The sequence below is a fragment of the Saccharothrix ecbatanensis genome, assembly GCF_014205015.1.
Lineage (GTDB): Bacteria > Actinomycetota > Actinomycetes > Mycobacteriales > Pseudonocardiaceae > Actinosynnema > Actinosynnema ecbatanense.
Genome location: NZ_JACHMO010000001.1, coordinates 8,314,969 through 8,339,866 on the forward strand (window position 1 = coordinate 8,314,969; position 24,898 = coordinate 8,339,866).

The window sequence follows — 24,898 nt, forward strand, 5'->3', positions numbered from 1 at the left end:
ACTGAGCCGAACTAGGAGTGTGCGTTGACCGCTGCAACGCGTGACGACTCGCGCAGCGAGCCGGAGGACGAGCCGTTCGCCGTCCGCTGGAACGACCGCGCCATGTTCGGCAGTTTCCGGGGTCTGCCCTGGTGGGCGGCGGTGGCCATCGCGTTCGTGGTGGCGATCGTCGGCACGTTCGTCGACGTCAACTCGGCCGAGCCGACCGTGGGCCTGGTGTTCGCCATCACGTTCTTCGTGGGGTGCGTCGGCGCGGTGGTGTTCGTCGAGCGGCGCTCGATGTTCGGCCCGATCGTGCAGCCGCCGCTGATCCTGGCGATCGTGGTGCCGCTGCTCGTGATGATCACCCAGGGCATGCCTGCCGGTGGGCTGGCGTCGATCGGGCTCAAGCTGGGCAAGCCGTTGATCGACGGGTTCCCGGCGATGGCGCTGACCACGGCGTTCACGGTGATCCTCGGGATCGTGCGGGTGATGACCCAGAAGGACCCGAACCGGCCGACGAAGGACGAGATCCGCGAGGCCAAGCGCAGGCCCGACAAGCCGCGCCGTGCCGACCGTCCGGATCGGGCCGACCGTGCCGACCGTGCCGACCGGGCCGGTCGTCCGGAGCGCGTCGAGAATCCGTCGTCGGAGGACCGTCCCAGGCGCCCTCGCGGCGGTGAGTCCGATCGCCGTCGTCCCGCGCCTGTGGACGAGGACCGTCCCAAGCGTCCGCGTCCACCGGCTGCGGGCTCCGCCGACCGTCCTCGCCGTCCCGCACCGCCCCGTGAGGGCGGCCGTCCGGCGCGTCGGCCCCGCCCCCCGCGCGACGAGGCCTGACCGGTCCGTCAGGACTCGTGGTTCAGGAGCCAGCGCTTGACGTCCGAGCCCCAGCGGAAGTTGCCGATCGCGCCGCCCGTCCGGATCACCCGGTGGCAGGGGACGAACAGCGTGGCGGCGTTCCGGGCGCACGCCGTGGCGGCGGCTCGGACGGCTGCCGGGCGTCCAGCCAGCAGGGCGTAGTCGGCGTAGCTGACCGGCTTGCCCGCCGGGACGGTGCGGAGGGCGTCCCACGCCTGCTGCATGAACTCGCCCGAGCGCTGCCGGACCGGGATCTCGGCGATCGCGTCCAGGTCACCCCCGTGGTAGGCGCGGACCGCCTTCGTCACCGCGCCCAGGTCACGGCGGGTGGTGAGGGTGGTCGGGCGCAGGGACGGCGAGATCTGGGGCAGCAGGTCGTCGGTGCTCGCGGTCCAGCCGCTGGCCAGGACGGCGCCGTCCATGGCGACGATGGCGGTGAAAGGGCTGATCGGGGTGTCGATGGTCGACACGTGGCCGGTGCTCACGCGGTCCTCCTGAGGTGCATCGCGGCGTAGGAGCGCCAAGGGCGCCACGCGGTGTTGTCGCTGGTGGAGATGGTCGAGTTGGTTGCGCTGGTCGGGCTGGTCAGAGGGATGTCGGGGGCGCCGAGTACGCGCATCACGACGTACGAGGCGACGGACGGGCCGATGCCGGGGAACGCCGACAGCTCGGCGTGCAGTTCGTCGGCGTCACGGCCCACGTCGACCTTCAACGCGCCGTCCGCCAACGCCCGCGCCACCGGCGAGTCGATCGCCGACGGTGCCGGGTACAGGTGCGTGACCGGGCCGTCCGGGCGTTCCAGCCGCTCACCCGGCGTGTTGTGGCCGAGCGCGCGGAGCAGGGTTTCCGCGCCGTCGACGCTGCCCGGCAGCCGCACGCCCGGCCGTGCCAGGACCGAGGGGCGCAACGTCGGATCGGCGGACAGGAAGTCGTCCACGGCCACCGGGTCGGCGTCCAGGTCCAGCAGGCGGCGCACCCGGCTCACGGCGCTGCCCAGGTCACGCAGGTCGGTCAACCGCAGCGAGCACGACACGTGACCCGCCGCCGGTTCCAGCCAGACGGTCGCCTGGCCGTGCGGCAGGCGCAGTGAGCGCGCGTAGCTGTGGTCCGTGACGTGCTCCACGCCCGGGATGGCGTTGGCGCGGAAGTAGGCGAGCAGGCCAGCCGCGTCGAACGGCGGCCGGTACGGGAGGCGGAGCGTGATGCGGCCCGCCGTGGTGGACGCGGTGCGGGCCGAGCGCATGGTCGACGGGGTGGCCGCGAACACCGTGCGGATCGTGTCGTTGAACTGCCGCACGCTGGCGAAACCGGCGGCGAACGCGATGTCGGCGAACGACAGGTCCGTCGTTTCGATCAGCAACCTCGCAGAATGCGCGCGGTGGGCCCGTGCCAAGGCCAACGGGCCGGCGCCCAGTTCGGCGGTCAGGACGCGGGTCAGGTGGCGTTCCGAGTAGCCGAGGCGCGACGCGAGCCCCGGGACGCCCTCGCGCTCCACCACGCCGTCCGAGATGAGACGCATGGCGCGCGCGGCCAGGTCGGCCCGGAGGTTCCACTCCGGGGAGCCGGGCACGGCGTCCGGCAGGCACCGCCGGCACGCCCGGTAGCCGGCGGACTGGGCGGCCGCCGCGGTGGGGTAGAACTCGGCGTTGCGGCGCTTCGGCGTCATGGCTGGGCACGACGGGCGGCAGTAGATGCGGGTGGTGCGCACCGCGAGGATGAAGCACCCGTCGAAGCGGGCGTCGCGGGCCGCGACGGCCCGGTACGCGCGTTCGTCGTCGAGGAGCATGTCGACCACTCTGCCAGGGGCGGGAGGTCTGGTCTCGCGGGAATCGGACACGGCGTCGGGGACGCGTAGACTCACCCACCGTGAGTTTGACCCTCGGCATCGTCGGCCTGCCCAACGTCGGCAAGTCCACCCTGTTCAACGCCCTCACGCGCAATGACGTGCTGGCGGCGAACTACCCGTTCGCGACCATCGAGCCGAACGTCGGCGTGGTGTCGCTGCCCGATGACAGGCTCGGTAGGTTGGCGGAGATCTTCGCCTCCGAGCGCGAGGTGCCGGCGGTGGTGTCGTTCGTCGACATCGCGGGCATCGTGAAGGGCGCGTCCGAAGGCGCCGGGTTGGGGAACAAGTTCCTCGCCAACATCCGTGAGGCCAACGCGATCTGCCAGGTAATCCGGGTGTTCGACGACTCCGACGTGGTGCACGTCGACGGTCGGGTCGACCCGGTGTCCGACATCGAGACGATCAACACCGAGCTGATCCTCGCGGACCTCCAGACCCTGGAGAAGGCCGTGCCGCGGCTGGAGAAGGAAGCGCGGACGCAGAAGGACCGCCGTCCGGCGCTGGAGGCGGCGCAGAAGGCGCGCGACATCCTCGACGGCGGGCGCACGCTGTTCTCCGCGCAGTCCGAAGTGGACGGTTCGCTGCTGCGCGAGCTGAGCCTGCTCACGTCCAAGCCGTTCCTGTACGTGTTCAACGCCGACGAGGCCGTGCTCACCGACGAGGCGAAGCTCAAGGAGCTGCGCGAGCTGGTGGCGCCCGCGGACGCGGTGTTCCTGGACGCCAAGGTCGAGGCGGAGCTGCTGGAGCTGGACGAGGAGTCCGCCCGCGAGCTGCTGGAGTCGATCGGCCAGCACGAACCGGGCCTGTCCGCCCTGGCCCGCGCCGGCTTCCACACCCTCGGTCTCCAGACCTACCTCACGGCCGGTCCCAAGGAAGCCCGCGCGTGGACCATCCCCAAGGGCGCGACCGCCCCGCAGGCCGCCGGAGTGATCCACACGGACTTCGAGCGAGGCTTCATCAAGGCCGAGGTCGTCTCCTTCGCGGACCTCGTGGAAGCCGGCTCCATGTCCGCCGCCAAGTCCGCGGGCAAGGTCCGCATCGAGGGCAAGGACTACGTGATGGTCGACGGCGACGTGGTCGAGTTCCGCTTCAACGTCTGACGGGCGGGGTCACGCTGCCGGCATGAGCTTCGCCAGGTCGATGTCGATCTCGAACGGCACTGTGACGTGCAGCGAGTCGCGGAAGAGGCCGGTCGGCGCGTAGGACCTGGTCGGCTCGTCCAGCTCGTAGACGTGCACGACCGGGCCGTCGGCCTCGTCCTCGACCAGCCAGTAGTGCCGGATGCCCGCCGCGGCGTACTTCCGCAGCTTGACCGTGCGGTCCCGGAAGGCGGATTCGGGTGAGACGACCTCGACCACGAGCATCACATCCTCCGGTTCGAACCACGTCCGGTCCGGTTCGAACGGGGTGGTCGAGGCGACGATGTCGGGTTCAAGGCGGTTGCGGGCGTCGAGTCGGACCGTGATCTCCCGTTCGACCTCGACACCGTCGGGCGCGTCATCTCCAAGGGCTGTGGTGAGCCTGTCGATGATGCGACTGTGCCACGCCCGTTGCGGGGCCAGCATGAAAACGAGCGCTCCGTCGATGAGTTCGGTGTGTCGGGGCGCCTCGGTGAGTCGGTCCAGATCCTCCGCGAACCAGCCTTCCGCGCGCGGTGGGCGCATCCAGTCCGGCAAGTCGGTGGTCTCGACATCGTGCGATTCATCGTGCGATTCGATGAGTCGAGCGGCAATCATGGGTGATCGGCTCCTAGGCGTGGTGGCGCTCGTGAACGCTAGGGCGGCGTCGGGTTCGGGGGTAGTCGCACGATGGCGTGGCCGGATCACGCTGTTGACCACTGGTACCAGGAAAGGCCTCGGGGCGGTGCGTTGAACGCACCGCCCCGAGGTAGTGTGCTGTGACGTCAGCGCACCTGGTTGCGGCTGTAGCGGGCCAGGGCGAAGACACCCCCCGCGGTGGCGAGCATGCCCAGTGCGGCGACGGTGAACACGACGATGTCGGCGGTCATGCGGTTATCCCCTTGCGTTGATCTCCCACTCGTCTTGACGCCCGGGTACCCGGTTTCGTGGCCTGACAGTCGTGCAATTCACACAATCGTGGAGGTATGAGGGTGGGACTGCGTGCACTGGAGGGACGGGCACTCGCGCTCGCGCCGTGGCTGTTCGGCCTCTCCATGCTCGGACACCTGGCGATGGTCGCCTTCCAGACGAAGATGACCATGGTGGACCTGATGGTCTACCGGAACGCCTCACCCGAGCTGTTCACCGGTCTGCTCTACGAGTGGCGGCTGAAGGAGTTCTCCGACCAGTTCGCCCTCCCGTTCACCTACCCGCCGTTCTCCGCGCTCGTCTTCGTCCCGCTCTCGTGGGTGCCGTGGGGCGCGGCACGGTGGTTCTGGCAGCTGGTCAGCCTCGCCTGCCTGTGGTTCATCACCCGCAAGTCGTTGCAGCTGGCGGGCAGCGCCGACCCCCGCCGCGCGCTGCTCTGGACCGGCCTGTTCATCTGGATCGAGCCGGTCCGCACCACGCTGAACTACGGGCAGATCAACCTCGTGCTCGCGGCCCTCCTGCTCGGCACGATGGTCAGCGCCCGGAGCTGGGCACAGGGCGCGGGTGTCGGCATCGCGGCCGGGTTGAAGCTCACGCCCGCCATCTCCGGCCTCTACTTCCTGGTCACCCGCCGGTACAAGGCGGCGGTGTGGTCGATCGCGGCGTTCTTCGGCACGGTGGGGCTCGGCTACCTGATCTCGCCGAGCCTGTCGAACCAGTACTGGTTCCACCTGCTCGGTGACGCGACCCGCGTCGGCCCGGTCGGGTCGGCGATCAACCAGTCGCTGCGCGGCGCGCTGTCCCGCACGTTCGGCTACGACGTGGAGACCGGGCCGGTGTTCCTGGCCGGGGTGGCGGTGGCCGTCGTGCTCACCGGGTTCGCCCTGCACGCGGCGGTCAAGGCGCGGGACACGCTGGCGATGATCGTCACCGTGCAGTTCCTCGGCCTGCTCGTCTCGCCGATCTCGTGGAGCCACCACTGGGTGTGGGCGGTGCCCGCGCTGATGTGGCTGGTCTACCGGGCGGAGCACCGGCTGGCGACGATCACCGCGACCGCGTGGATCCTGGCGATCGGCAGCTACCTGATCTCGTTCCTGCTCAAGGTCCAGCCGTCGATCTGGATCATCCCGCGCCCCTGGTACTACGCCGTGCTCGGCTGGGCGTACCCGGCTGTGGGCGTGCTCACGCTCGTGACCGTCGCCGTGGTGCTGAGGCAGGCGAACCAGGCCGAGCGGTCACAGGAAGACGTCGAGCACCCCGTCGATCTCCTCCGCGAGTGACACGTCCAGCGCGGTGATCCCGCCGCTGGAATGCGTGCTGCACCGGAACGTCAGCGTGCGCCAGCGGATGTCGATGTCCGGGTGGTGGTTGTCGTTCTCCGCGATCTCCGCCACCCGGTTCACCACCTGGAGCGCCTGCGAGAAGCTCTCCAGCTCCACCGTGCGCACCAGCACGGCGTCCTGGGCCTGCCACGAGGGCAGCTTCGTCAGTGCGGCGGTCACCTGGTCGTCGGTCAGCAGTTCGGCCATGGGCTCGATCGTCCCACCGCGCGGGGTAAGCTGCGCGTTCGCCACGGGAGTCCGGTGCTGCGCCGGGCTGAGAGGAAGGCGCGCGAGCCTTCGACCGTCCACACCTGATCCGGGTCATGCCGGTGTAGGGAGAGATGATGTTTCGACGAGTGCTGACCACGGTGACCGCGTTCGCGCTGCTCACCGGCTGTTCGGTGACCGCGACGGAGACACAGCCGCCGGGGGCGCGGGTGGTCACGCTGGTGACGCACGACTCGTTCGCGCTCACCCCAGAGCTGCTGGACAAGTTCAAGGGCGCCACCGGCATCACGATCAAGCCGCTGGCCAGTGGTGACGCGGGCGAGGTGACGAACAAGCTGGTGCTCACCAAGGACGCCCCGATCGGTGACGTCGCGTTCGGCGTCGACTCCACGTTCGCCTCCCGTGCCCTCAAGGAGGGCGTGTTCGCCGAGTACGCGAGCCCGGAGGCGCAGAAGGGCGCGCAGCGCTACCAGCTCGACCCGCCGAACCGGCTGCACGCGGTGGACGTCGGCGACGTGTGCGTGAACATCGACGTGGCCGCGTTCAAGGACATCGGCGAGCCGAAGGGTTACGCGGACCTGGCCGACCCGAAGTACAAGGACATGCTGGTGGTCGAGGACCCGGCGACGTCCTCGCCCGGCCTGGCGTTCCTGCTCGGCACGGTCGACGAGTTCGGCGCGGACGGCTGGACGGACTACTGGACCCGGTTGAAGGCGAACGGCGTGAAGGTCGTCAGCGGCTGGGAGGAGGCCTACACCCAGGACTTCTCCGGTTCCGCCGGCAAGGGCCCGCGGCCGATCGTGGTGTCCTACGCGTCTTCGCCGTCCGCGGAGATCGGTGACGACGGCGCGGCGCGCACCAAGGCGCTGCTGGACACGTGCTACCGCCAGGTCGAGTACGCGGGCGTGCTGAACGGCGCGAGGAACCCCGAGGACGCGAAGAAGGTCGTGGACTTCCTGCTCGGCGAGCAGGTCCAGGCTGACGTGCCGGGCCAGATGTACGTCTACCCGTCACGTGAGGGTGTCGCGCTGCCCGAGGCGTGGACGAAGGCCGCGCCGCTGCCCGCCACCGCCCGATCGCTGCCCGCCGCCGACGTCGACGCGAAGCGCGAGCAGTGGGTGCAGCAGTGGCGCATGCTGGTCCAAAGCTGAGTCCACGGCTGGGCCCACGGCTGGGTTGGTCGCTCGCGGCGCTGCTGCCGCTGGCGTTCCTGGGGGTGTTCTTCGCCTGGCCGGTGCTGGCGATCGTCGCGCTCGGCCTGGGCGAGGGTGGCGTGCTGCCCGCCCTGGCCCGCGCCGACACGTGGGACCTGGTCGCGTTCACCCTCGGCCAAGCCGCTGCGGCGACGGTGTTGGCGCTGGTCACGGGCATGCCGGTGGCGTTCCTGCTGGCCCGTTGCCGGGTGCGCGGCACGGGGGTGGTGCGGGCGGCGGTGATGGTGCCGTTCGTGCTGCCGACCGTGGTGGTCGGGCTGGCGTTCCGGGCGTTGTGGCCGGACGGCGGTGTGCTGCCGATCGTGCTGGCCAACGCGTTCTTCAACGTCGCCGTGGTCGCCCGCACGGTCGGTGGCCTGTGGGCGCGGGTGGATCGGCGGGCGGAGGACGCGGCCCGTGCGCTCGGTGCGTCACGCTTCCGCGCGTTCACGTCGGTGGTGCTGCCGTCGTTGGCTCCGGCGATCGGGTCGGCGGCGTCGGTGGTGTTCCTGTTCTGCGCCACCAGTTTCGGGGTGGTGCTGGTGCTCGGCGGCGCGCGCCACCGCACGTTGGAGACCGAGATCTACCTGCGCACGGTGCAGCTGTTCGACCTGTCGGGCGCCGCCGCGTTGTCGCTGGTGCAGTTCGCCGCCGTGATCGCGGTGCTGGTGATCGGCGGTGCGGCGCGGCGGAAGCGGGAGAAGGCGTTGCCGCTGCGGATCGAGCCGCCGCGTCGGCCGACCGGCGGCGAGTGGGGCGTGGTCGTGGCGGCCTGGCTGGTGGTGTTGGCGCTGCTCACGCCCGTCGTGGGGCTGATCGTGCGGTCTCTGGCGACCGACGACGGCTGGAGTTTCGCCGGGTACGCGGCGCTGGCCGGCACGGGGGAGCGCGGCACGCTGGCGGTGTCCGGCCTCGACGCGGCGCTGAACTCGGTGCGCACGGCCACTGACGCGACGGTGGTGGCGCTGCTGGTGGGCGTGGTGTCGGCGGTGGTGCTGGTGGGGCTGCGGCGGCACCGTTCGTGGTTCGCGGAGACGTTGGACACCGCGTTGATGCTGCCGCTGGGCGTGTCGGCGGTGACCCTCGGCTTCGGCTACCTGATCACGATGGACGCCCTGCCCGGCGATTTCCGCACGTCACCGCTGCTCGTGCCGCTGGCCCAGGCGTTGGTGGTGACGCCGTTGATCGTGCGGATCGTGCTGCCGGTGCTGCGTGCGGTGGACGAACGGCTGCGGCAGGCGGCGGCGACGTTGGGCGCCAGTCCGTGGCGGGTGTGGTGGGAGGTGGACTTCCCGTTGGCGGCGCGGTCGTTGCTCGCGGCGGCGGGGTTCGGGTTCGTGGTGGCGTTGGGTGAGTTCGGCGCGACGAGCTTCCTGGCCCGGCCGGACGCGCCGACGTTGCCGGTGGTGATCGCCCGGCTGATGTCGCGTCCGGGGGAGTTGAACAGCCAGATGGCTTATGCGGCGTGCGCGTTGCTGATGGTGGTGACGACCGCGGCGGTGTTGGTGATCGAGCGGCTGCGGGCGCCGAGCGGCGGGGAGTTCTGATGTCGTTGCGGGTCAACGGGTTGAGCGTCCGGTACGGTCCCGTCGCCGCTGTGTCCGATGTGGACTTGGCTATCGCGGACGGTGAGGTGGTGGCGCTGCTCGGGCCGTCCGGGTGCGGCAAGTCGACGTTGCTGCGGGCGGTGGCCGGGTTGGAGCCGGTCGACGCGGGCGTGGTGTCGTGGGACGGGGTGGACCTGGCCGGGACGCCCGTGCACCGGCGTGGGTTCGGGCTGGTGTTCCAGGACGGTCAGCTGTTCCCGCACCGGGACGTGGCGGGCAACGTGGCGTTCGGGCTGCGGATGCACCGGGTGGAGCGGGAGGCGCGCGAGAAGCGGGTGTCTTCGCTGCTGGAACTGGTCGGTCTCGCGGGTTACCGGAAGCGGCGGGTGACGTCGTTGTCCGGTGGTGAGCAGCAGCGGGTCGCTCTGGCGCGTGCGCTGGCGCCACGGCCGAAGCTGTTGTTGCTGGACGAGCCGCTGTCCGCACTGGACCGGGCGTTGCGGGAGCAGTTGGCGGTGGACCTGGCGCGGCTGCTGCGGGAGACGGGTGCGACGGCGTTGGTGGTGACGCATGATCACGACGAGGCGTTCACGCTGGCCGACCGGGTGGCGGTGATGCGGGCGGGGCGGATCGTGCAGGTCGGCGTGCCGACGGAGGTGTGGCAGCGGCCGGCGGACGTCGAGACGGCGCGGTTCTTGGGCTGCGGCAAGGTGTTGCCGGCTTCGGCGGCGCGGGCGTTGGTGGGGGTGGACGGTCGGGTGGGGCTGCGGGCGACGGCGTTGCGCGTCGATCCGGAGGGCGTGATCGAGGCGGAGGTGCTGGAACGCGTCCACCGCCGTGACCACGTCCGGTTGTTGGTGCGGCTGTCGGACTGGTCCTCTGACGGTGACGAGTTCGAGGCGGTGGCGCCGGTCGCCGAGCCGCCGTCGCCGGGGGATGTGGTCAGGCTGTCGGTGGACCACGACGGGGTCGCGGTCATCGGCTGAATGGACCATTCATCTGCTTGAACGCCCGCCGGCCCCGTCTCCGACCCCGGAATTGTCAGACCCCGCCGGTAAGATCAAAGCAGGGGTCCCCTTGGCGAGGACCCCTGCGAAGCATGGCCGGCGACTTCGCCGAGCACGGCCGGCGACTTCGCCGAACACGACCGGCGACTTCGCCGAGCACGGCCGGCGACTTCGCCGAACACGACCGGCGACTTCGCCGAGCACGGCCGACGAGTGCCGCCATCACCTGGCGCTGAAATCCAGGGCGTACTCGACGTCCCCGTGCTCCGCACCCTCGATGTAGTCCGGCCACTCCTCGTGGAACGTCCGCACGTACCGCAACCCGGCCTTCTCCAACACCCGCCGCGACCCGGTGTTCACCACCATCGCGTACGCCACGATCCGCGCCAGCCCTTCCTCCGAACCGAAAGCGACCAGCGCGGACGCGCCCTCCGTGGCGTAGCCGTGCCCCCAGAAGTCCGGGTGCAGCCGGAACCCGAGTTCGGCCACCCCCTCGCCGACCGGGCTCAGCTCGAACCAGCCGATGAACGCGCCCGAAGCCTTCTCGTGCGCCGCCCACCAGCCCGGCCCGCCCAGCACCTTCGGCAGCACGACCCGCTCCACCTCGGCCCGTGACACCGGCTTGCCGTCCTCGATGTGCCGCATCACCCGCGGCTCGCCGAGGAGCCACGCCACCAAGTCCACATCGGACGAGGACGAGGTGAACTTGCGCAACACCAACCGCTCAGTCTCCACGACCTCGACGACCACAGACCTAATTGTCCTTGGTGGCCAACCTCATCGCCGCCAGCGACAGGCCGATCACGATGTAGCACCCGGCCACCACCGTGCCGCGCCACAACTGCTCCGTCGGCAACGGGTCGCGCATGACGTCGATCATGCCCTCCCACGCCGACGTGATGAGGTACGGGTGCAGCCAGTCCAGCGCGCTGAACAGCCCCAACACCGCGAACACGATCACACCGGCCATCGTCGCGGCCATCACCACCAGCGGGTGCTCGGTGCACGCCGAGATCGCCATCGCGATCGCCGCCACACCCCACACCTGCACCGTGACCAGCAAGATCGTCAACGCGATCCGCCCGAGCCCTGCGCCGAACGACAGCGTCGAACCCGACAGCGTGAGCATCCCGTCACCGCCGAACAGCACCACACCGGTGATCATGCCCACCACGGCGATCAACGTGACCGCCACCAACGACATGAACGCCACGCCGAACGACTTGATCGCCAGCAGCCGGATCCGCCCGACCGGCGAGAGCAGCAACCCCCGCAACGTGCCGTGCTGCGCCTCACCGGCCAGCCCGTCCGCCGCCCAGATCGCACCCACCAGCGGCAACAGCAGGGGCAGGGCCAGGAACAGCGTGAACACCGGCAGCACCAGGCCGTTGCCCGCGATGATCGCGGCCAGACCAGGCCCCGCGGGGCCGTCGCCGTCGGTCGCGAACCACAGCCCGACACCGGCCAGGATCGGCACCAGGCACAGCGAAGCCAGCCCGATCACGGTCCGCGGCCGGCGCAGGATCCAGCGCAGCTCCGAGCGCAGTTGCCTGCCCAGCGGAGCGCGCACCGCCACCAGCGCGCTCATCGGGGTCCCTCCTCGATCGTGTCCACCGCGGACAGGTTGTGGTCGGACTCCTCGGCCTCGGTGAGCCGGGCGAAGAGGTCCTCCAGGCCGGTCCGGTGCCGACGCGCCTCGTGCACCGCGACCCCCGCGTGCACCAACGTCTCCAGCACCACGGGCGCGGTCGTGCCGATCAGCTCGACCCGCACGCCGTCCTCGAAGGGCCGCGCCGAGATCCGGCCCGCGCGCAACGCGCTCAGCGCGTCCTCCACGTCCGGCGTGACGATCAGCAGCGAACTGCTGTCCGCGTGCAGCAACTCGGCCAGTTCCCCTTGCGCCACAACGGTTCCCCGGTGCAGCACGGCAACGTGCGTGCACGTCGCCTCGATCTCGCTCAGCAGGTGCGACGACACGACGACCGTGCTGCCCGCCTCGTGCAGGTCCGCGATCACCTTGCGCACCTCGCGCGTGCCCGCCGGGTCCAAGCCGTTCGTCGGCTCGTCCAGCACGATCAGCCTGCGCGGCACGAGCAGCGCCGAGGCCAGCCCCAGCCGCTGCTTCATCCCCAGCGAGTACCCGCGGTAACGCCGGTGCGCCGCGGCGGCGAGACCGACCCGCTCCAACGCGTCCTCCACGGCCTGCCGGATGTCACCGCTCGCCAGCAGCGGCTCGAACGCCGCCGCCCGCCGCAGGTTCTCCCGACCGGACAGGAAGGGGTGGAACCCCGGACCCTCGACCAGCGCACCCACGTGCGGCAACGCCTGCGCGACGCCGTCGGGCAACGCCTTCCCCAGCAGCTCGACCTCCCCCTGGGTCGGCCGCACGAGCCCGAGCAGCATGCGGATAGTGGTGGTCTTGCCCGACCCGTTCGGGCCGAGCATCCCGAGCACCGCCCCCTCCGGCACGTCGAGATCGACCCGGTCCACCGCGACCGTGCGCCCGTACACCTTGCGCAGTCCTCGCGTCCGGGCCGCGAAGACCGGGGTGGAGCCGGCCGCCGAAGCGGTCGACCCCACCCGTGCGCTGGTCGAGGTGGTCACTTGACCTGACCGATCGCGTCCACCAGCACCTGCTCCGGCACCGCGCCCGCGACCACTCGGCCGTCGTCGGCGACGAGCACGGCGCCGACCCGCGTGGTGATGAGCGTGCCCGAACCCCAGGCGCCGCTGACCTGCTTGCCCAACTGCTTCAGCAGGCCCTCGACGTCGACGTCCCCGCCTTCGGAGAACTGCGGGCGACCCTGGCCCCGCTGCTCCTGCTGCTCGGCGAAGCCGGCCAGGGCGTCCTGCGGGGTGCGTACGGCCACGACGACGTCCCAGCCCTCACCGATGAGCTGCGGCTTCGCCTCGGTCAACGCCTGCTCGGCGGCGGCCTTGTCCTCCGCCGTCGGCTCCTCGAGCTCAGGCTCGGTCACCTTCGCCCCGGCGGGCGGGGTGAACGCGAACAGCGACGCGTCCTGCGGGCCGACGTTCAGCTCGGAGAACCCGACCTGCACGGCGGGCGCGTCCGTGCCGTTGGTCAGCACGGCCATCCGCAGCGGCAGCCGCAGCTCCGAGTCGACCGCGATGCGCACCTCGCGCAGCACCGTCTTCTCGGTCGGCTTCGGCGTCAGCACCAGCTCGTACGCGGGCCGGTTGGCGACCCGCGCGGTGCCGTCGACGGTGACGTCGCTGTACTGCTGGATCGCCGCCACCACCTGCCGTGACACCGTCACCGGGTCGGTCGGCGCGGAGTGCTCCTGACCCAGCTCCAGCTTCTGACCCTCGAACGACCCGTGCGGCGTCTTGAACACGGTCTGCTCGGCCGAGTTCCACAGCCACGCGGTCTGGCCGTCGTCCACGAACGTGCGCTCCGCGTCGCCGCCCGGCAGCTGCACCCGGATCTTGCCCGTGCCGTCGCTCCACATCCGCACCGTGCTCGCGCCGTCCGACAGCTGCGGCACACCGGCGAGCGCCGGGATGCCGAGGTCGTTGTTCACCGCGACCGAACCGCCGAACGCGGTCGGCTTGGCGTTGAGCACCGACTCGACCAGCGCCTCGGCGCTGACATCCGGCAGCACCGGTGCGGGTCCCGCGCCGGCCGGCATCGCGAGCACCCCGAGCCCGGTGGCTCCGGCGATCACTCCGGCCGCCGCCGCCACGACGGTCACCCTTCTCCGGTCCATTGTTCCCTCCTCCTACCGGGCAGCCCCTTGCGTCCCGACACCCCAGACACTGCTCCGACGGCCCTGAGACACCGCTGAGACGCTGAGAGGGCACTGAGACTTCCGCGCCGATTGTCCTCCTCAACAGGCATGCTGTGGGGCGTGAGACCACGGGTGTTGGTTGTGGACGACGAGATCGGTGTCCGACGCGCGCTGGAACGCGGCTTGTCCGCGGAGGGCATGGAGGTGGTCACCGCCGCCGACGGTCCCAACGCGCTGCGGGTGGCGTTGACCGGCGCGTTCGACGTCGTGCTGCTGGACATCATGCTGCCGGGCCTGTCCGGTTACCGGGTGTTGCAGCGAATGCGGGCGGACGGTGTGCGCACGCCCGTGCTGATGGTGTCGGCGAAGGACGGCGAGGTGGACCAGGCCGACGGCCTCGACCTCGGCGCGGACGGCTACCTGGTGAAACCGTTCTCGTTCGTGGTGCTGGTCGCGCAGGTCAGGGCGTTGCTGCGGCGGAATTCGTCGGACCTGGCGCGGCGTCGGCTCAAGCTCGGCGAGCTGGTGGTGGACCGGGCGACGCGTGAGGTGAGCTGGGCCGGTGAGCACGTGGCGCTGTCGCCGCGCGAGTACGCCGTGCTCGACGTGCTGGCCAGCCGGGCCGGGTCCGTGGTGACGAAGGACGAGCTGCTGCGCACGGTGTGGGGTGACGAGCAGGCGGCGACCCGCAACGCGGTCGAGGTGTACGTCGGCTACCTGCGGCGCAAGCTCGACGCGATGGGCGCGGGCGAGGTCGTGCGGACCGTGCGCGGTCACGGCTACCTGGCGTCGACGCCCGACCTCGACGCGGCGCTGGGTTCGGCGGGGACCAGGCGCAGGTGAACCCGCGCTGGTGGCTGCGGCGGACGCTGCGGTTCCGGATCACCGTCGTGGCGACCGGCGCGGCCCTGCTGTGCCTGCTGGCGTTCACCCTGCTCGCGCCGTTCCTGATCGGGTCGGTGCAGGTCACCGCGGTGGACCGGGAGCTGGCCAAGCAGGAGAACGTGCGGGTGCTGGACACCGCGGGCAACCCGTTGGACGGCGGGCCGCGGCCCGACCTGACCGCGGCGGAGGTCCGGCAGCTCAAGTCGGGCGAATCCGTGCTGCGGATGGACGGGCCGAGCGCTCAGCGGTGGGTCGGGCGGGTCGTGTTCGCGCCGGACGGCACGCCGCGGCTGCACGTCGCCGGTGACACGCTGCTCGGCTACCGGGGGGCCAACGTCCTCGGCACGCAGTGGCTCGCGTTGGCCGCGGTGCTGGTGGCGGGGATGGTGGGGATAGCGACGTGGCTGGCGGTGCGGTCGTCGTTGCGGCCGGTGGAGCGGATGCGGGTGGCCGCGGCGGAGTTGCCGCGCGGTCAACGCCTGCCCGTGCCGGCCGCGAGGGACGAGCTGCAAGCGCTTGCGGTCGCGTTGAACGCCCTGCTCGCCCGGCGTGACGAGGCCACCGAGCGGCTGCGCCGGTTCACCGGTGACGCCGCGCACGAGCTGCGTTCGCCGGTGACGTCGGTGCGGGCGCAGGCCGAGGTGGCGGTGGCGCACCCCGATCCGGACTTCTCCATAGAGGTGCTGGAATCGGTGGTGGAGGAGTCCGAACGGCTGTCCGCGCTGGTGGACGCCTTGTTGATCTTGGCACGGGCGGACACGGGCGAGCTGCCCAGGGCCGAGCCGGTCGACCTGGTGTTGCAGGCGCAGGCCGCGGTGGACCGGCTGGGTGAGACGGAGCTGCTGGTGCAGCTCGCCGCGCCGATCAGCGCGTGCCTCATCTCGGCCGCGCGGACCGAGGTGGAGCTGGTGCTGGACAACCTGCTGCGCAACGCGGCCCGGTACGCCCGCACGTTCATCCGGATCTCGGTGCTGCCGGCGGCGCGGGAAGTGCGGCTGCTGGTGGACGACGACGGTCACGGCATCCCCGAGGAGCACCGGGAGAAGGTGTTCGACCGCTTCTACCGGGTCGAATCCGACCGGGGTCGGGCCACCGGCGGGTTCGGGCTGGGGCTGGCGCTGGTCGCGCACCTCGTGCGGCGGCGGCGCGGCACCATCAGGGCGGGCGAGTCACCCGAGGGCGGCGCACGGCTGGAAGTGCGGTGGCCGCTCTACCGGTGACCGCTCTACCGGTGACCGGTTCTTTTCGACCGCTTCATAGGTCATGAATGGGGCTCCGGGAGTGGCAGGATCGACGTTCGTGCCCGAGCTCAGGATCACCACGCTCATCGACGCCCCGCTGCGGACGGTCGCCGCCGCGTTGCTGGACGCCCGACTGCTGGCCCGTGCGGTGCGTGGGCTGGGCGTGCGGATCTCCGGTGGGCCGGTGCTGTTCGCGGGGGCGACGCTGGACGGGTCGGTCGGGCCGGTCGACGGGACGTTGTTCGTGACGCGGGCCGACACCACCGGTGTGTCGGCGGAGCTGGTCGGTGGGCCGTTGCCCCGGTTCACGCTGGTCACGGACCTGCTGCACACCGGCGGCGGCACGATGGTGGTCGACTCGGTGGAGTGGTCCAGCCCCGGCGGTCCGTTCGGGCGGCTGGCTGACGTGCTCGTCGGGCGCGGGTTGGCGTTGAAGGTGCTTGAGGCGCGTGCTGCCGCCGTGTCCGCGCGGAGTGTCGAGCTGCTGAGCGCGCGCGTAGTAGTAGGTGCGGCGATCATCCGTGACGGGCTGCTCTTGGCGCAGCAACGCTCGTACCCGCCTGAGGCCGCGGGGAAGTGGGAGCTGCCCGGTGGTCGGGTGGAGCCTGGCGAGACCGACCACGCCGCGGTGATCCGTGAATGCTCGGAGGAGTTGGGCGTCACCGTGGAGCCGGACGACCAGATCGGACCCGACATCCCGCTGCGTGCCGACCTCGTGCTCCGCGTGTTCGCCGCCCACCTCACCGAGGGCGAACCCGAGGCCGTCGAGCACCGCGCCGTCCGCTGGCTCACCGCCGCCGACCTGGACACCGTCGACTGGCTCCCCGCCGACCGCGTCCTGCTCCCCGCCCTACACCCCCTCCTGACCTGACCCCTCCCACCTAACCCTCCCCGCGCGTGTCGAACCCCCAGCGCCCGCGTGTCGAACCCCCAGGCCCCGTGAGTCCTACGTTCGCGTCCCGCGAGTCCTACGTTCAGAACAACCGTGTCCTACGTTCAGGACCCCTGAATTCAACGCTCGGAACACGGGTCGGCCGACCCGAGCCGTCCTGAGCGTTGAATTCGGGGTACGGGAACGTAGGACTCACGGGTCCTGAACGTAGGACTCACGGGGGCTGGAGGTTCGACACGCGGGGCCTGGGGGTTCGACTCGCGCGGAGGGGGTCAGGTCAGGCCGGACATGCGCAGGGCGGCGTCGAGGCGGTGGCGGCAGCGTTCGCGGGAACGGTCGGCGCCGTGGGCTCGGGCCCGGTCCAGTTCGGCCGGGTCGTCCAAGAGCCGCTGCGTGCCCTCGCGGACGGGACGCAGCTCCTCCACCACGGCCTCGGCGGTGGTCTCCTTCAACTCCGCGTAGTCCTTCACGGTGCCCGCCAACTCCTCCGGGTCCTTCCGCGTGCACGCCGCCAGGATCTCCAGCAGGTTCGCCACGCCCGGCTGCTCCTCCGGCGCGTAACGCACCTCGCCCCGGTCGTCCGTCACCGCCCGCCGGATCTTGCGGAGCACCAGGTCAGGCGGGTCGAGCACGAACACCGTGCCCGCCGCGTCCTTCGCCGTCTTGGCCATCTTCCGCGACGGATCCGCCAGGTCGCGAACGCGTGCGGCGGTCGGCGGCACGACGGCGCGAGGCGTCACGAACACCTCGCCGTACGTGCCGTTGAACCGCCGCGCCAACACCCGCGCCAGCTCCACGTGCTGCCGCTGGTCGTCACCGACCGGCACCTCGTGCGCCCCCTGCAACAGGATGTCCGCCGCCATCAGCACCGGGTAGGTGAGCAGGCTCAACCGGACCGACGACCGACCCGCCGACTTCTCCTTGAACTGGATCATCCGGGCGGCCTCGCCGTACGTGCAGGTGCACTCCAGCACCCACGTCAGCGCGCCCAGCTCCCGCACCAGGTCGGACTGCACCGCCACCGACGTCGGATCCACGCCGGCGGCGATGAGCACCGCCAACTGCTCCCTCGTCAACGACCGCAGCCGGGACGGGTTGTGCGACGCCGTCATCGCGTGCAAGTCGCTGATGAAGTAGACGTCCTCGTCGGTGCCCTCGGCGGCCCACCGCCTGATCGCGCCGAGGTAGTTGCCCAGCTGGACGGGGCCGGACGGGGTGATCGCGGACAGCCTGATCATGGTGATCCCTTCGGGTGTGCCCGCCCGACGGACCCCCGAAAGCACGAAGGCCGCCCCAGCGGGCGGCCTGCGTTCGTCTGCGCGCAGTTCTCAGGGCCGCCGGAAGGCGGACCACCAGAACGTGTGAAGAGTGCGCACGCCGCGATCTTAGCGTGTCGACGGGCATGTCACGGGTCTACATTTCATCCATGTACGTCGTGCTGCTGGAGTACACCGCACCGCTGGATGAGGTCGACTACGCGCTCCCGGACCACACGGAGTGGCTGAAGAAGCAGTACGAGGCCGGGTACTTCCTGGCCTCGGGCCGTCAGGTGCCCCGCGTCGGCGGCGTGATCATCGCCCGGCCGATGGTGCGCGGGAAGCTGGACGCGCTGCTCGCCACGGACCCGTTCGCGATCCGCAAGCTGGCGAAGTACCAGGTGGTGGAGTTCCAGGCCACCCGGACGGCGCCCGAACTGGCCAGGGTCAACGAAGCGGTGATGGGCTGACCGCAGGCACGGCCCGCGTCCCACCCGGCGTCGGCCGGGCGGTAGGCCTCACGCGGCCTGATCGCGGTCGGTCCAGCGGCCCGCACTCGGTCCACCGGCCTGCAGGCGGTCCGGCAGTTGGTCCAGCGGCCCCGCAGGTGGCCGCAGCAGGGCTTGCGCTAGGCCTCACGCGACCTTCTTGCGTTCGGCTTTCCGGCCCTTCTTCTGGTCCTTCTTGCGGAGCCCCAGCTCCTTCCGCTCCTGCTTGGCGGCCTTCTTCGCCGCCTTCTTCCGGGCCTTGAGCAGCACCACCACCGGACAGCTCTTGCACCGCGGCGTCGAGCGGCAGCACTTCTTCTTCACCTTGACCTTGCCCACAGGGCGTGCTCCACTCATCCGGGTGTCCACAGAGTAGGTGAGGCTGACCTCACCTGCGGTACGTGTGTGGTAAGGGCGTCCGGACCGGTAAGCTGTTGTAAGGCTGCGCGCGATCCAACGTCCGGCGCCTGGCTTCCCTCGCACAGACAGCTCTAGGAGTTCCGCGTGCCCACGGCCACCGCGTCGATCAAGGAAACGCTGGTCCGCAACGACCTGCGCAACGTCGCGATCGTCGCGCACGTTGACCACGGCAAGACCACTCTCGTCGACGCCATGCTCCGCCAGTCCGGCGCCTTCTCCGCACGAGCCGAGCTCGTCGACCGGGTCATGGACTCGGGCGAGCTGGAGCGCGAGAAGGGGATCACGATCCTCGCCAAGAACACGGCGGTCCGCCGCCACACCCCAGACGGGCCGGTCACCATCAACGTGGTGGACACCCCCGGTCACGCCGACTTCGGTGGTGAGGTCGAACGCGGCCTCTCCATGGTCGACGGCGTGGTGCTGCTGGTGGACGCCTCCGAAGGCCCGCTCCCGCAGACCAGGTTCGTGCTGCGAAAGACGCTGGCCGCCGGTCTGCCGGTGATCCTGGTGGTGAACAAGGTCGACCGCCCCGACGCCCGGATCTCCGAGGTCGTCGAAGAGGCCCACGACCTGCTGCTCGACCTGGCGACCGAGGTCGGCGCCGACGACTCGGTGCTGGACCTGCCGGTCGTCTACGCCTCCGCGCGCGCCGGCCGGGCCTCGCTGACCCAGCCCGCCGACGGCGGCCTCCCCGACGAGGAGAACCTCGACGTCCTGTTCGAGGTGCTCTTCAACCACATCCCGGCCCCGCTGGGTGACGCCGACGCGCCGCTGCGCGCGTTGGTGACGAACCTCGACGCGTCGTCGTTCCTCGGCCGCATCGCGCTGTGCCGGATCGAGTCCGGCACCATCCGCAAGGGCGAGACGGTGGCCTGGTGCCGCGAGGACGGCTCGATCCACAAGGTCCGGATCACCGAGCTGCTGATCACCGAGGCACTGGACCGCGTGGCTGCCGAAGAGGCGCGCGCGGGTGACCTGGTCGCCATCGCCGGCATCCCGGAGATCACCATCGGCGACACGCTCGCCGACGTGGACAACCCCGAGGCGCTGCCGCGCATCACGGTGGACGAGCCGGCGATCTCGATGACGATCGGCGTCAACACGTCACCGCTGGCCGGTCGCGGCGGCGGCACCAAGCTGACCGCCCGCGTGCTCAAGGCCCGGTTGGACTCGGAGCTGGTCGGCAACGTGTCGGTGCGGGTCCTGCCGACCGAGCGCCCCGACACCTGGGAGGTGCAGGGCCGCGGTGAGCTGGCGCTGGCCATCCTGGTCGAGCAGATGAAGCGCGAAGGCTTCGAGCTGACCGTCGGCAAGCCGCAGGTGGTCACGAAGATGGTCGACGGCAAGCTGCACGAGCCGTTCGAGCGGCTGACGATCGACGCGCCGGAGGAGTACCTCGGCGCCGTCACCCAGCTGCTGGCCGGCCGCAAGGGCCGGATGGAGAACATGTCCGGCCACGGGTCCGGGCGGATCAAGCTGGAGTACGTCGTGCCGTCGCGCGGCCTCATCGGCTTCCGCACCGAGTTCCTGACCGAGACGCGCGGCACCGGCATCGCGAACGCGGTGTCCGACGGCTACGGCCCGTGGGCCGGCGAGATCCGGACCAGGCACAACGGTTCGCTGGTCGCCGACCGGTCCGGGTCCATCACGGCGTACGCGATGACCCAGCTGGCCGACCGCGGCACGTTCTTCGTCGAGCCGGGCGCGGACGCGTACGAGGGCATGGTCGTGGGTGAGAACCCGCGGGCCGAGGACCTCGACGTCAACGTGTGCCGTGAGAAGAAGCTGACGAACATGCGGATGTCGTCCGCCGACGTGATGGAGACCCTGGCCCGGCCGCGGAAGCTCTCGTTGGAGGAGGCGCTGGAGTTCTGCGCCGCCGACGAGTGCGTCGAGGTCGCGCCCGAGGTCGTGCGGGTGCGCAAGGTCATCCTGGACGCCAACCAGCGCGGCCGGGAGCGCAACCGCAACAAGCTGCGCGGCTGATCGACTACTCCTTATATACAGGGTGTGCTGAAGGGCACCTCGGGCTTCGGCCCGGGGTGCCCTTCGGTTTGCGCCGTCTGGCACGCTCGTACCCATGGGGACGCGAAAGGTACTTGCGGTGGTTGCTGCGTTCGCCCTGGTGGGCTGCACGGCGACGCCTCCACCGCCCCTGGTGCCGTCGACGCCGGGGATGACGGTGGTCCCCAAGGAGAAGCAGAACGAGATCGTGGTCGGGGTGGACGACGTCAAGGGCGGCTACAACCCGCACACCCTGGCCAACCAGAGCACCGTCACCACCGCCCTGTCGTCGCTCCTGCTGCCGTCGACCTTCCGCACCGACGCGGACGGCAGCCCGCGGCTCGACCTGGACCTGGTGGTCAGCGCCGAGGTCACCAACGCGGAGCCGTACACGGTCACCTACACGCTGCGCCGGGACGCCAGCTGGTCCGACTCGGCGCCCATCGCGGCCGAGGACTTCGTCTACCTCTGGCAGCGGATGCGGGAGGAGCCGGGTGTGGTGGACCCGGCCGGGTACCGGCTGATCGACGACATCGCCAGCCGTGAGGGCGGCAAGGTGGTCGAGGTCGTGTTCACCAGACCGTACCCCGGCTGGCGGAGCCTGTTCCACAACCTCCTGCCCGCCCACTTGCTCAAGGACGCCCCCGGCGGCTGGAGCACGGCCCTCGCGGACAGCTTCCCGGCCACCGCCGGCCCGTTCGCCGTCCGCACGCTCGACCAGCCGCGAGGCGAGATCGTCCTCGAACGCAGCGACCGGTTCTGGGAGCAGCCGCCGGCCCTCGACCGGCTGGTGCTGCGCCGCGCCGGCCAGCACGACACGATCGAGGCGTTGAACACCGGTGACGACCAGGTCGCCCTCCTCCGCGCCGACTCGATCGTCACCAAGGACATCGCGGAACTGGCGAAGACCACTCCGCTCTCCTCGACCGTCGTGCCGAGGCCGGAGGTCGTCCAACTGCTCCTGCGCCCCGCCTCTCCGCGAATGCAGGACGTCCGCGTCCGCACCGCCGTGATGAACGCGCTGGACCGCGACGAGTTGATCGCCATCGGCGCCCGCAGCGGCCCGAGCGCGAACCTCCGCGCGGACGCCCAGGTGATCCCGCCGAGCAAGGCCGGCTACACCCCGACCATGCCCGCCAAGGCCGGTGACCCCGCGCAACTGCTCACTGAAGCGGGTTACACCCGACCGGATGGCGGCCAGTGGGGGCGTGACAACACGACGTTGGAGTTGACCATCGCCGCGCCCGCCGATGTCGAGCCGTACGTCGCCATCGCGAACCAGGTTCAGCGTCAACTGTCATTGTCCGGAATCGCCGCACGCGTCCTGACAACGCCCGCCAATCAGTTGTTCGGCCAAGATCTGTCGGATACCGCCGCTTCCAAAGAGAGCATCGACATTGCCGTCGTGCCGCGTGTCGACACCGGTGATTCGGCGGCCGTTCTGGCTTCCGCATTCGGCTGCCGACCGTCGCCGGAGGACGGCGGTACACCCATTCCGGCGAATCTCTCCGGTTTCTGCGACCAGACCGTCCAGCCGGTGATCGAACAGGCCCTCAGTGGTGAAGTGCTGCTCGCCGACGCCCTGCGGACGATCGAGCCGGTGCTCTGGCAGCAGGCCGTCGCACTGCCGTTGTTCCAGGTAGCGGACCTGCTGGTGACCTTGCCGACGGCCGGGAACGTCACCTCGGGAGCCCCGTTCGCCGGTCCGCTCAGCACCGCTCGCACCTGGCGCCGTGAAGATCGTTGACCGTTGACTCCTATGAAACATGGTCTTCAAGATGCGTTCGTGGAGCAGTATTGACAGTATTCTCGTCGTCCGGTTAACGAACGCTCCCGGCCGGTAACGACGGAGTCGCGTGCTGCGACCAACGTGTCACCCTTTGGTCACGATCGGCCGATGGGCAGTGACCGTGCGGCGCACTGGTTCTTATCGTGCTGCAACGGTGTGTCGGTTCGGGGCGCGTTTGGCACATCACGGTTATGGGTGGAAGTCGGCCCAAACGGTCGCTCCAACCCAGTGCTAGGAGGGCACGTGTCGATGAGTAGATCAAAGACTGTCTCGGCGCTCGCGCTGTTGACCGGAGCCGCGCTTGTGCTGAGCGCGTGCGGTGGCGGCGGCACGAGCGGCGGCGAACAGGGCGGTCCACAAGACCTCGACCCCGGCGCGATCGGCGGTCAGGACGAGCTGTTCAAGCGTCCGAAGGTGGAGGACATCGGCGAGATCGCGGTCGCCGTCGAAGAGGGCTTCCACAACTACAACAACAACATCGGCGCGACGAACAACTTCTCCAGCACCATCGCGCTGTCGAACGTGCAGCCTTCGCCGTACATCCCTGTGATGGTGGACGGCAAGATCGTCATCAAGATCGACAACGACCTGATGGAGTCCATCAAGGTCACGTCGAGCTCGCCGCAGACGATCGAGTGGAAGGTGCAGAAGGCGGCCGTCTGGTCCGACGGCGAAGCCATCGACTGCGACGACTTCCACCTGCGCTGGCTGGCGGGCACGAGCAAGGCGACGACCAAGAGCGAGTCCGGTGAGGAAGCGTCGATCTTCGACGCCTCCCCGACTGGCTACGAGGACGTCGAGTCGCTCGAGTGCGCCGACGACGGCAAGACCATCACCACGAAGTTCAAGAAGTCGTTCGCCGACTACCGCAGCCTGTTCTCGCAGATCGGTAGCGACGGCCTGCTCCCGGCGCACATCCTGGAGCAGAAGACCGGCGTCTCGGACATCACCGCGGTGAAGCCGGAGCAGAACGACGACACCGTCAAGAAGGTCGCCGAGTTCTACACCACCGGCTGGCTGGGCTTCGACCCGTCCGTCGCCCTCTCCGGCGGCCCGTACATCATCACGTCCTCGGACCTCAAGGACCAGACGGTCCTGGAGCGCAACCCGAAGTGGTGGGGCAACCCCGGTGGCCCGGCCAAGGTCATCCTGAAGACGAACACCGACGCCCAGTCGTCGGCCCAGCAGCTGGAGAACAAGGAAGTCCAGGTCATCGCCCCGCAGGCGGACCCGGCCGTCGCCCAGCAGCTGCGCGGCAACAGCGCGTTCAAGGTCTTCGCGGCCGGTGGCCAGACCTACGAGCACGTCGACTTCAACATGGCGCTGCCCCTGTTCAAGGAGAACAAGGACCTGCGCCTGGCGATCGCCCAGTGCTTCGACCGCGAATCCCTGATCGAGAAGCTCGTCGCTGACGTGGACCCGAACGCCAAGCCGCTCGGCAGCCTCACGTTCCAGCCCAACGAGGTCGGCTACGAGGACCACTACGGCGATGTCGGCAAGGGTGACGTCGCGGCGGCCAAGAAGACGATGGACGAAGGCGGCTGGACGCTCGGCGCCGACGGCATCTACACGAAGGGCGAGTTCCGCGCGTCCTTCAAGCTGGGCCACAAGATCGTCCAGCGTCGTGCCGACACGGTCCGGATCCTCCAGGACAAGTGCAAGCAGGCCGGCATCGAGATCGTCGACGACCAGGCTGCCGACTTCAACGACAAGCGCCTCCCGGCGAGCGAGTTCGAGTCCGCTCTGTTCGCGTGGGTCGGCCAGCCGGTGAAGGCGGGCGCGTACGGCAACTACGCCCGCAAGGCTGACGGCGGCACTGGCAACTACAACAACTACGACTCGGCCGCGCTGACGCAGAAGTGGAAGGACGCGAACAGCGAGCTGGACTACCAGAAGCGCATCACCATGATGAACGAAGCCGACAAGATCATGCGTGAGGACCTTCACAGCATCCCGCTGTTCCAGTTGACCGACTTCGCCGCGTCGAGCGCGGACATCGGCCCGATCTCGTACATCGGTGTCGGCGGCGGTGTCACCTGGAACCTCTTCGAGTGGCAGAAGAAGTAACGTCCGGATTGTGAATCCAGGCAGATAAGCACGACCCAACCGCCGGGGGGTCGGTGCCACAAGCACCGGCCCCCCG

At 70.2% G+C, this 24,898-nt stretch carries 23 protein-coding genes; 13 read left to right on the forward strand and 10 right to left on the reverse strand.

What is annotated here, in order from left to right; genetic code table 11:
- Positions 1-24 precede the first annotated feature (24 nt).
- Positions 25-819, forward strand: a complete 795-nt coding sequence (locus F4560_RS36810; protein WP_184927687.1) for a DUF6542 domain-containing protein — start codon at positions 25-27, stop codon at positions 817-819.
- An 8-nt stretch (positions 820-827) separates the two neighbouring features.
- Here F4560_RS36810 and F4560_RS36815 read toward each other — a convergent pair whose 3' ends face one another.
- Positions 828-1,325: a methylated-DNA--[protein]-cysteine S-methyltransferase gene (locus F4560_RS36815; protein WP_312869690.1), complete on the reverse strand. Its 498-nt coding sequence runs from the start codon at positions 1,323-1,325 to the stop codon at positions 828-830.
- A complete protein-coding gene (locus tag F4560_RS36820) occupies positions 1,322-2,626 on the reverse strand; it encodes an AlkA N-terminal domain-containing protein (RefSeq protein ID WP_184927688.1) in 1,305 nt (434 codons plus the stop codon). Before F4560_RS36820 ends, F4560_RS36815 begins: the two co-directional genes overlap by 4 nt.
- 80 nt (positions 2,627-2,706) lie before the next feature.
- Between F4560_RS36820 and ychF the strand changes: the two genes are divergently transcribed.
- Positions 2,707-3,786 (forward strand): redox-regulated ATPase YchF, encoded by a 1,080-nt coding sequence (ychF, locus tag F4560_RS36825; RefSeq protein WP_184927689.1) that lies wholly within the window; start codon positions 2,707-2,709, stop codon positions 3,784-3,786.
- A gap of 9 nt (positions 3,787-3,795) precedes the next feature.
- On the opposite strand, the gene F4560_RS36830 is transcribed toward ychF, so the two are convergent.
- Positions 3,796-4,422: a Uma2 family endonuclease gene (locus F4560_RS36830; protein WP_184927690.1), complete on the reverse strand. Its 627-nt coding sequence runs from the start codon at positions 4,420-4,422 to the stop codon at positions 3,796-3,798.
- A gap of 368 nt (positions 4,423-4,790) precedes the next feature.
- On the opposite strand from F4560_RS36830, the gene F4560_RS36835 reads away from it, so the two are divergent.
- Positions 4,791-6,014, forward strand: a complete 1,224-nt coding sequence (locus F4560_RS36835; protein ID WP_221483770.1) for a mannosyltransferase — start codon at positions 4,791-4,793, stop codon at positions 6,012-6,014.
- Here F4560_RS36835 and F4560_RS36840 read toward each other — a convergent pair.
- Positions 5,970-6,263: a 4a-hydroxytetrahydrobiopterin dehydratase gene (locus tag F4560_RS36840; RefSeq protein WP_184927692.1), complete on the reverse strand. Its 294-nt coding sequence runs from the start codon at positions 6,261-6,263 to the stop codon at positions 5,970-5,972. The two genes, F4560_RS36835 and F4560_RS36840, sit on opposite strands and share 45 nt — an antisense overlap.
- Positions 6,264-6,400: 137 nt before the next feature.
- Between F4560_RS36840 and F4560_RS36845 the strand changes: the two genes are divergently transcribed.
- Genes F4560_RS36845 through F4560_RS36855 form a run of 3 tightly spaced genes read left to right on the forward strand, consistent with a single transcriptional unit; the run spans position 6,401 to position 10,010 of the window.
- Positions 6,401-7,435 (forward strand): thiamine ABC transporter substrate-binding protein, encoded by a 1,035-nt coding sequence (locus tag F4560_RS36845; protein WP_184929615.1) that lies wholly within the window; start codon positions 6,401-6,403, stop codon positions 7,433-7,435.
- Entirely contained in the window at positions 7,411-9,024 is a 1,614-nt protein-coding gene (locus tag F4560_RS36850) for an ABC transporter permease (protein WP_376775382.1), read from the forward strand. The genes F4560_RS36845 and F4560_RS36850 overlap by 25 nt, the downstream gene beginning before the upstream one ends.
- A complete protein-coding gene (locus F4560_RS36855) occupies positions 9,024-10,010 on the forward strand; it encodes an ABC transporter ATP-binding protein (protein WP_184927693.1) in 987 nt (328 codons plus the stop codon). Before F4560_RS36850 ends, F4560_RS36855 begins: the two co-directional genes overlap by 1 nt.
- 243 nt (positions 10,011-10,253) lie before the next feature.
- Here the strand turns inward: F4560_RS36855 and F4560_RS36860 are convergent, their stop codons facing one another.
- From F4560_RS36860 to F4560_RS36875, 4 genes are read right to left on the reverse strand one after another with little or no spacing between them, the layout of a single operon-like run.
- Entirely contained in the window at positions 10,254-10,781 is a 528-nt protein-coding gene (locus F4560_RS36860; RefSeq protein ID WP_184927694.1) for a GNAT family N-acetyltransferase, read from the reverse strand.
- A 4-nt stretch (positions 10,782-10,785) separates the two neighbouring features.
- Entirely contained in the window at positions 10,786-11,619 is an 834-nt protein-coding gene (locus F4560_RS36865) for an ABC transporter permease (RefSeq protein WP_184927695.1), read from the reverse strand.
- The gene (locus tag F4560_RS36870) at positions 11,616-12,635 is read right to left on the reverse strand and encodes an ABC transporter ATP-binding protein (protein WP_184927696.1); all 1,020 of its coding nucleotides are present in this window, start codon (positions 12,633-12,635) and stop codon (positions 11,616-11,618) included. The genes F4560_RS36865 and F4560_RS36870 overlap by 4 nt, the downstream gene beginning before the upstream one ends.
- Entirely contained in the window at positions 12,632-13,759 is a 1,128-nt protein-coding gene (locus F4560_RS36875) for a LolA family protein (RefSeq protein WP_184927697.1), read from the reverse strand. Before F4560_RS36875 ends, F4560_RS36870 begins: the two co-directional genes overlap by 4 nt.
- A 129-nt stretch (positions 13,760-13,888) precedes the next feature.
- Between F4560_RS36875 and F4560_RS36880 the strand changes: the two genes are divergently transcribed.
- The 3 genes from F4560_RS36880 (at position 13,889) to F4560_RS36890 (ending at position 16,777) form a co-directional block, all read left to right on the forward strand.
- Entirely contained in the window at positions 13,889-14,623 is a 735-nt protein-coding gene (locus F4560_RS36880; protein ID WP_184927698.1) for a response regulator transcription factor, read from the forward strand.
- The gene (locus tag F4560_RS36885; RefSeq protein ID WP_184927699.1) at positions 14,620-15,885 is read left to right on the forward strand and encodes a sensor histidine kinase; all 1,266 of its coding nucleotides are present in this window, start codon (positions 14,620-14,622) and stop codon (positions 15,883-15,885) included. The genes F4560_RS36880 and F4560_RS36885 overlap by 4 nt, the downstream gene beginning before the upstream one ends.
- A 79-nt stretch (positions 15,886-15,964) precedes the next feature.
- Positions 15,965-16,777, forward strand: a complete 813-nt coding sequence (locus tag F4560_RS36890) for an NUDIX domain-containing protein (protein WP_312869692.1) — start codon at positions 15,965-15,967, stop codon at positions 16,775-16,777.
- A 293-nt stretch (positions 16,778-17,070) separates the two neighbouring features.
- Here the strand turns inward: F4560_RS36890 and trpS are convergent, their stop codons facing one another.
- Positions 17,071-18,036 carry a tryptophan--tRNA ligase gene (trpS, locus tag F4560_RS36895; RefSeq protein ID WP_184927701.1) on the reverse strand — a complete coding sequence of 322 codons (966 nt, stop codon included), beginning with the start codon at positions 18,034-18,036 and terminating at the stop codon, positions 17,071-17,073.
- Between the two features lie 188 nt (positions 18,037-18,224).
- Here trpS and F4560_RS36900 point away from each other — a divergent pair, with 188 nt between their 5' ends.
- Positions 18,225-18,524: a YciI family protein gene (locus F4560_RS36900; protein ID WP_033440072.1), complete on the forward strand. Its 300-nt coding sequence runs from the start codon at positions 18,225-18,227 to the stop codon at positions 18,522-18,524.
- 165 nt (positions 18,525-18,689) lie between these two features.
- Here the strand turns inward: F4560_RS36900 and F4560_RS36905 are convergent, their stop codons facing one another.
- A complete protein-coding gene (locus F4560_RS36905) occupies positions 18,690-18,899 on the reverse strand; it encodes a hypothetical protein (protein WP_184927702.1) in 210 nt (69 codons plus the stop codon).
- A gap of 147 nt (positions 18,900-19,046) precedes the next feature.
- Here F4560_RS36905 and typA point away from each other — a divergent pair, with 147 nt between their 5' ends.
- From typA to F4560_RS36920, 3 genes are all read left to right on the forward strand, one after another.
- Positions 19,047-20,948, forward strand: a complete 1,902-nt coding sequence (typA, locus tag F4560_RS36910) for a translational GTPase TypA (RefSeq protein ID WP_184927703.1) — start codon at positions 19,047-19,049, stop codon at positions 20,946-20,948.
- A gap of 118 nt (positions 20,949-21,066) precedes the next feature.
- On the forward strand, positions 21,067-22,713 hold the full coding sequence (locus F4560_RS36915) for an ABC transporter family substrate-binding protein (RefSeq protein ID WP_446692423.1): 1,647 nt from the start codon (positions 21,067-21,069) through the stop codon (positions 22,711-22,713).
- A 291-nt stretch (positions 22,714-23,004) separates the two neighbouring features.
- On the forward strand, positions 23,005-24,822 hold the full coding sequence (locus F4560_RS36920) for an ABC transporter family substrate-binding protein (RefSeq protein ID WP_184927705.1): 1,818 nt from the start codon (positions 23,005-23,007) through the stop codon (positions 24,820-24,822).
- The last annotated feature ends 76 nt before the right edge of the window (positions 24,823-24,898 follow it).

Bases quoted from the DNA above. Each gene is read 5' to 3' on its own strand.
- F4560_RS36855 (WP_184927693.1), top strand. From the start codon at position 9,024: ATGTCGTTGCGGGTCAACGGGTTGAGCGTCCGGTACGGTCCCGTCGCC.
- F4560_RS36835 (WP_221483770.1), top strand. From the start codon at position 4,791: ATGAGGGTGGGACTGCGTGCACTGGAGGGACGGGCACTCGCGCTCGCG.
- F4560_RS36900 (WP_033440072.1), top strand. From the start codon at position 18,225: ATGTACGTCGTGCTGCTGGAGTACACCGCACCGCTGGATGAGGTCGAC.
- F4560_RS36920 (WP_184927705.1), top strand. From the start codon at position 23,005: ATGAGTAGATCAAAGACTGTCTCGGCGCTCGCGCTGTTGACCGGAGCC.
- F4560_RS36845 (WP_184929615.1), top strand. From the start codon at position 6,401: ATGTTTCGACGAGTGCTGACCACGGTGACCGCGTTCGCGCTGCTCACC.
- F4560_RS36820 (WP_184927688.1), bottom strand. From the start codon at position 2,626: ATGCTCCTCGACGACGAACGCGCGTACCGGGCCGTCGCGGCCCGCGAC.
- F4560_RS36830 (WP_184927690.1), bottom strand. From the start codon at position 4,422: ATGATTGCCGCTCGACTCATCGAATCGCACGATGAATCGCACGATGTC.
- F4560_RS36865 (WP_184927695.1), bottom strand. From the start codon at position 11,619: ATGAGCGCGCTGGTGGCGGTGCGCGCTCCGCTGGGCAGGCAACTGCGC.
- F4560_RS36880 (WP_184927698.1), top strand. From the start codon at position 13,889: ATGCTGTGGGGCGTGAGACCACGGGTGTTGGTTGTGGACGACGAGATC.
- F4560_RS36905 (WP_184927702.1), bottom strand. From the start codon at position 18,899: ATGAGTGGAGCACGCCCTGTGGGCAAGGTCAAGGTGAAGAAGAAGTGC.
- F4560_RS36875 (WP_184927697.1), bottom strand. From the start codon at position 13,759: ATGGACCGGAGAAGGGTGACCGTCGTGGCGGCGGCGGCCGGAGTGATC.
- F4560_RS36840 (WP_184927692.1), bottom strand. From the start codon at position 6,263: ATGGCCGAACTGCTGACCGACGACCAGGTGACCGCCGCACTGACGAAG.
- trpS (WP_184927701.1), bottom strand. From the start codon at position 18,036: ATGATCAGGCTGTCCGCGATCACCCCGTCCGGCCCCGTCCAGCTGGGC.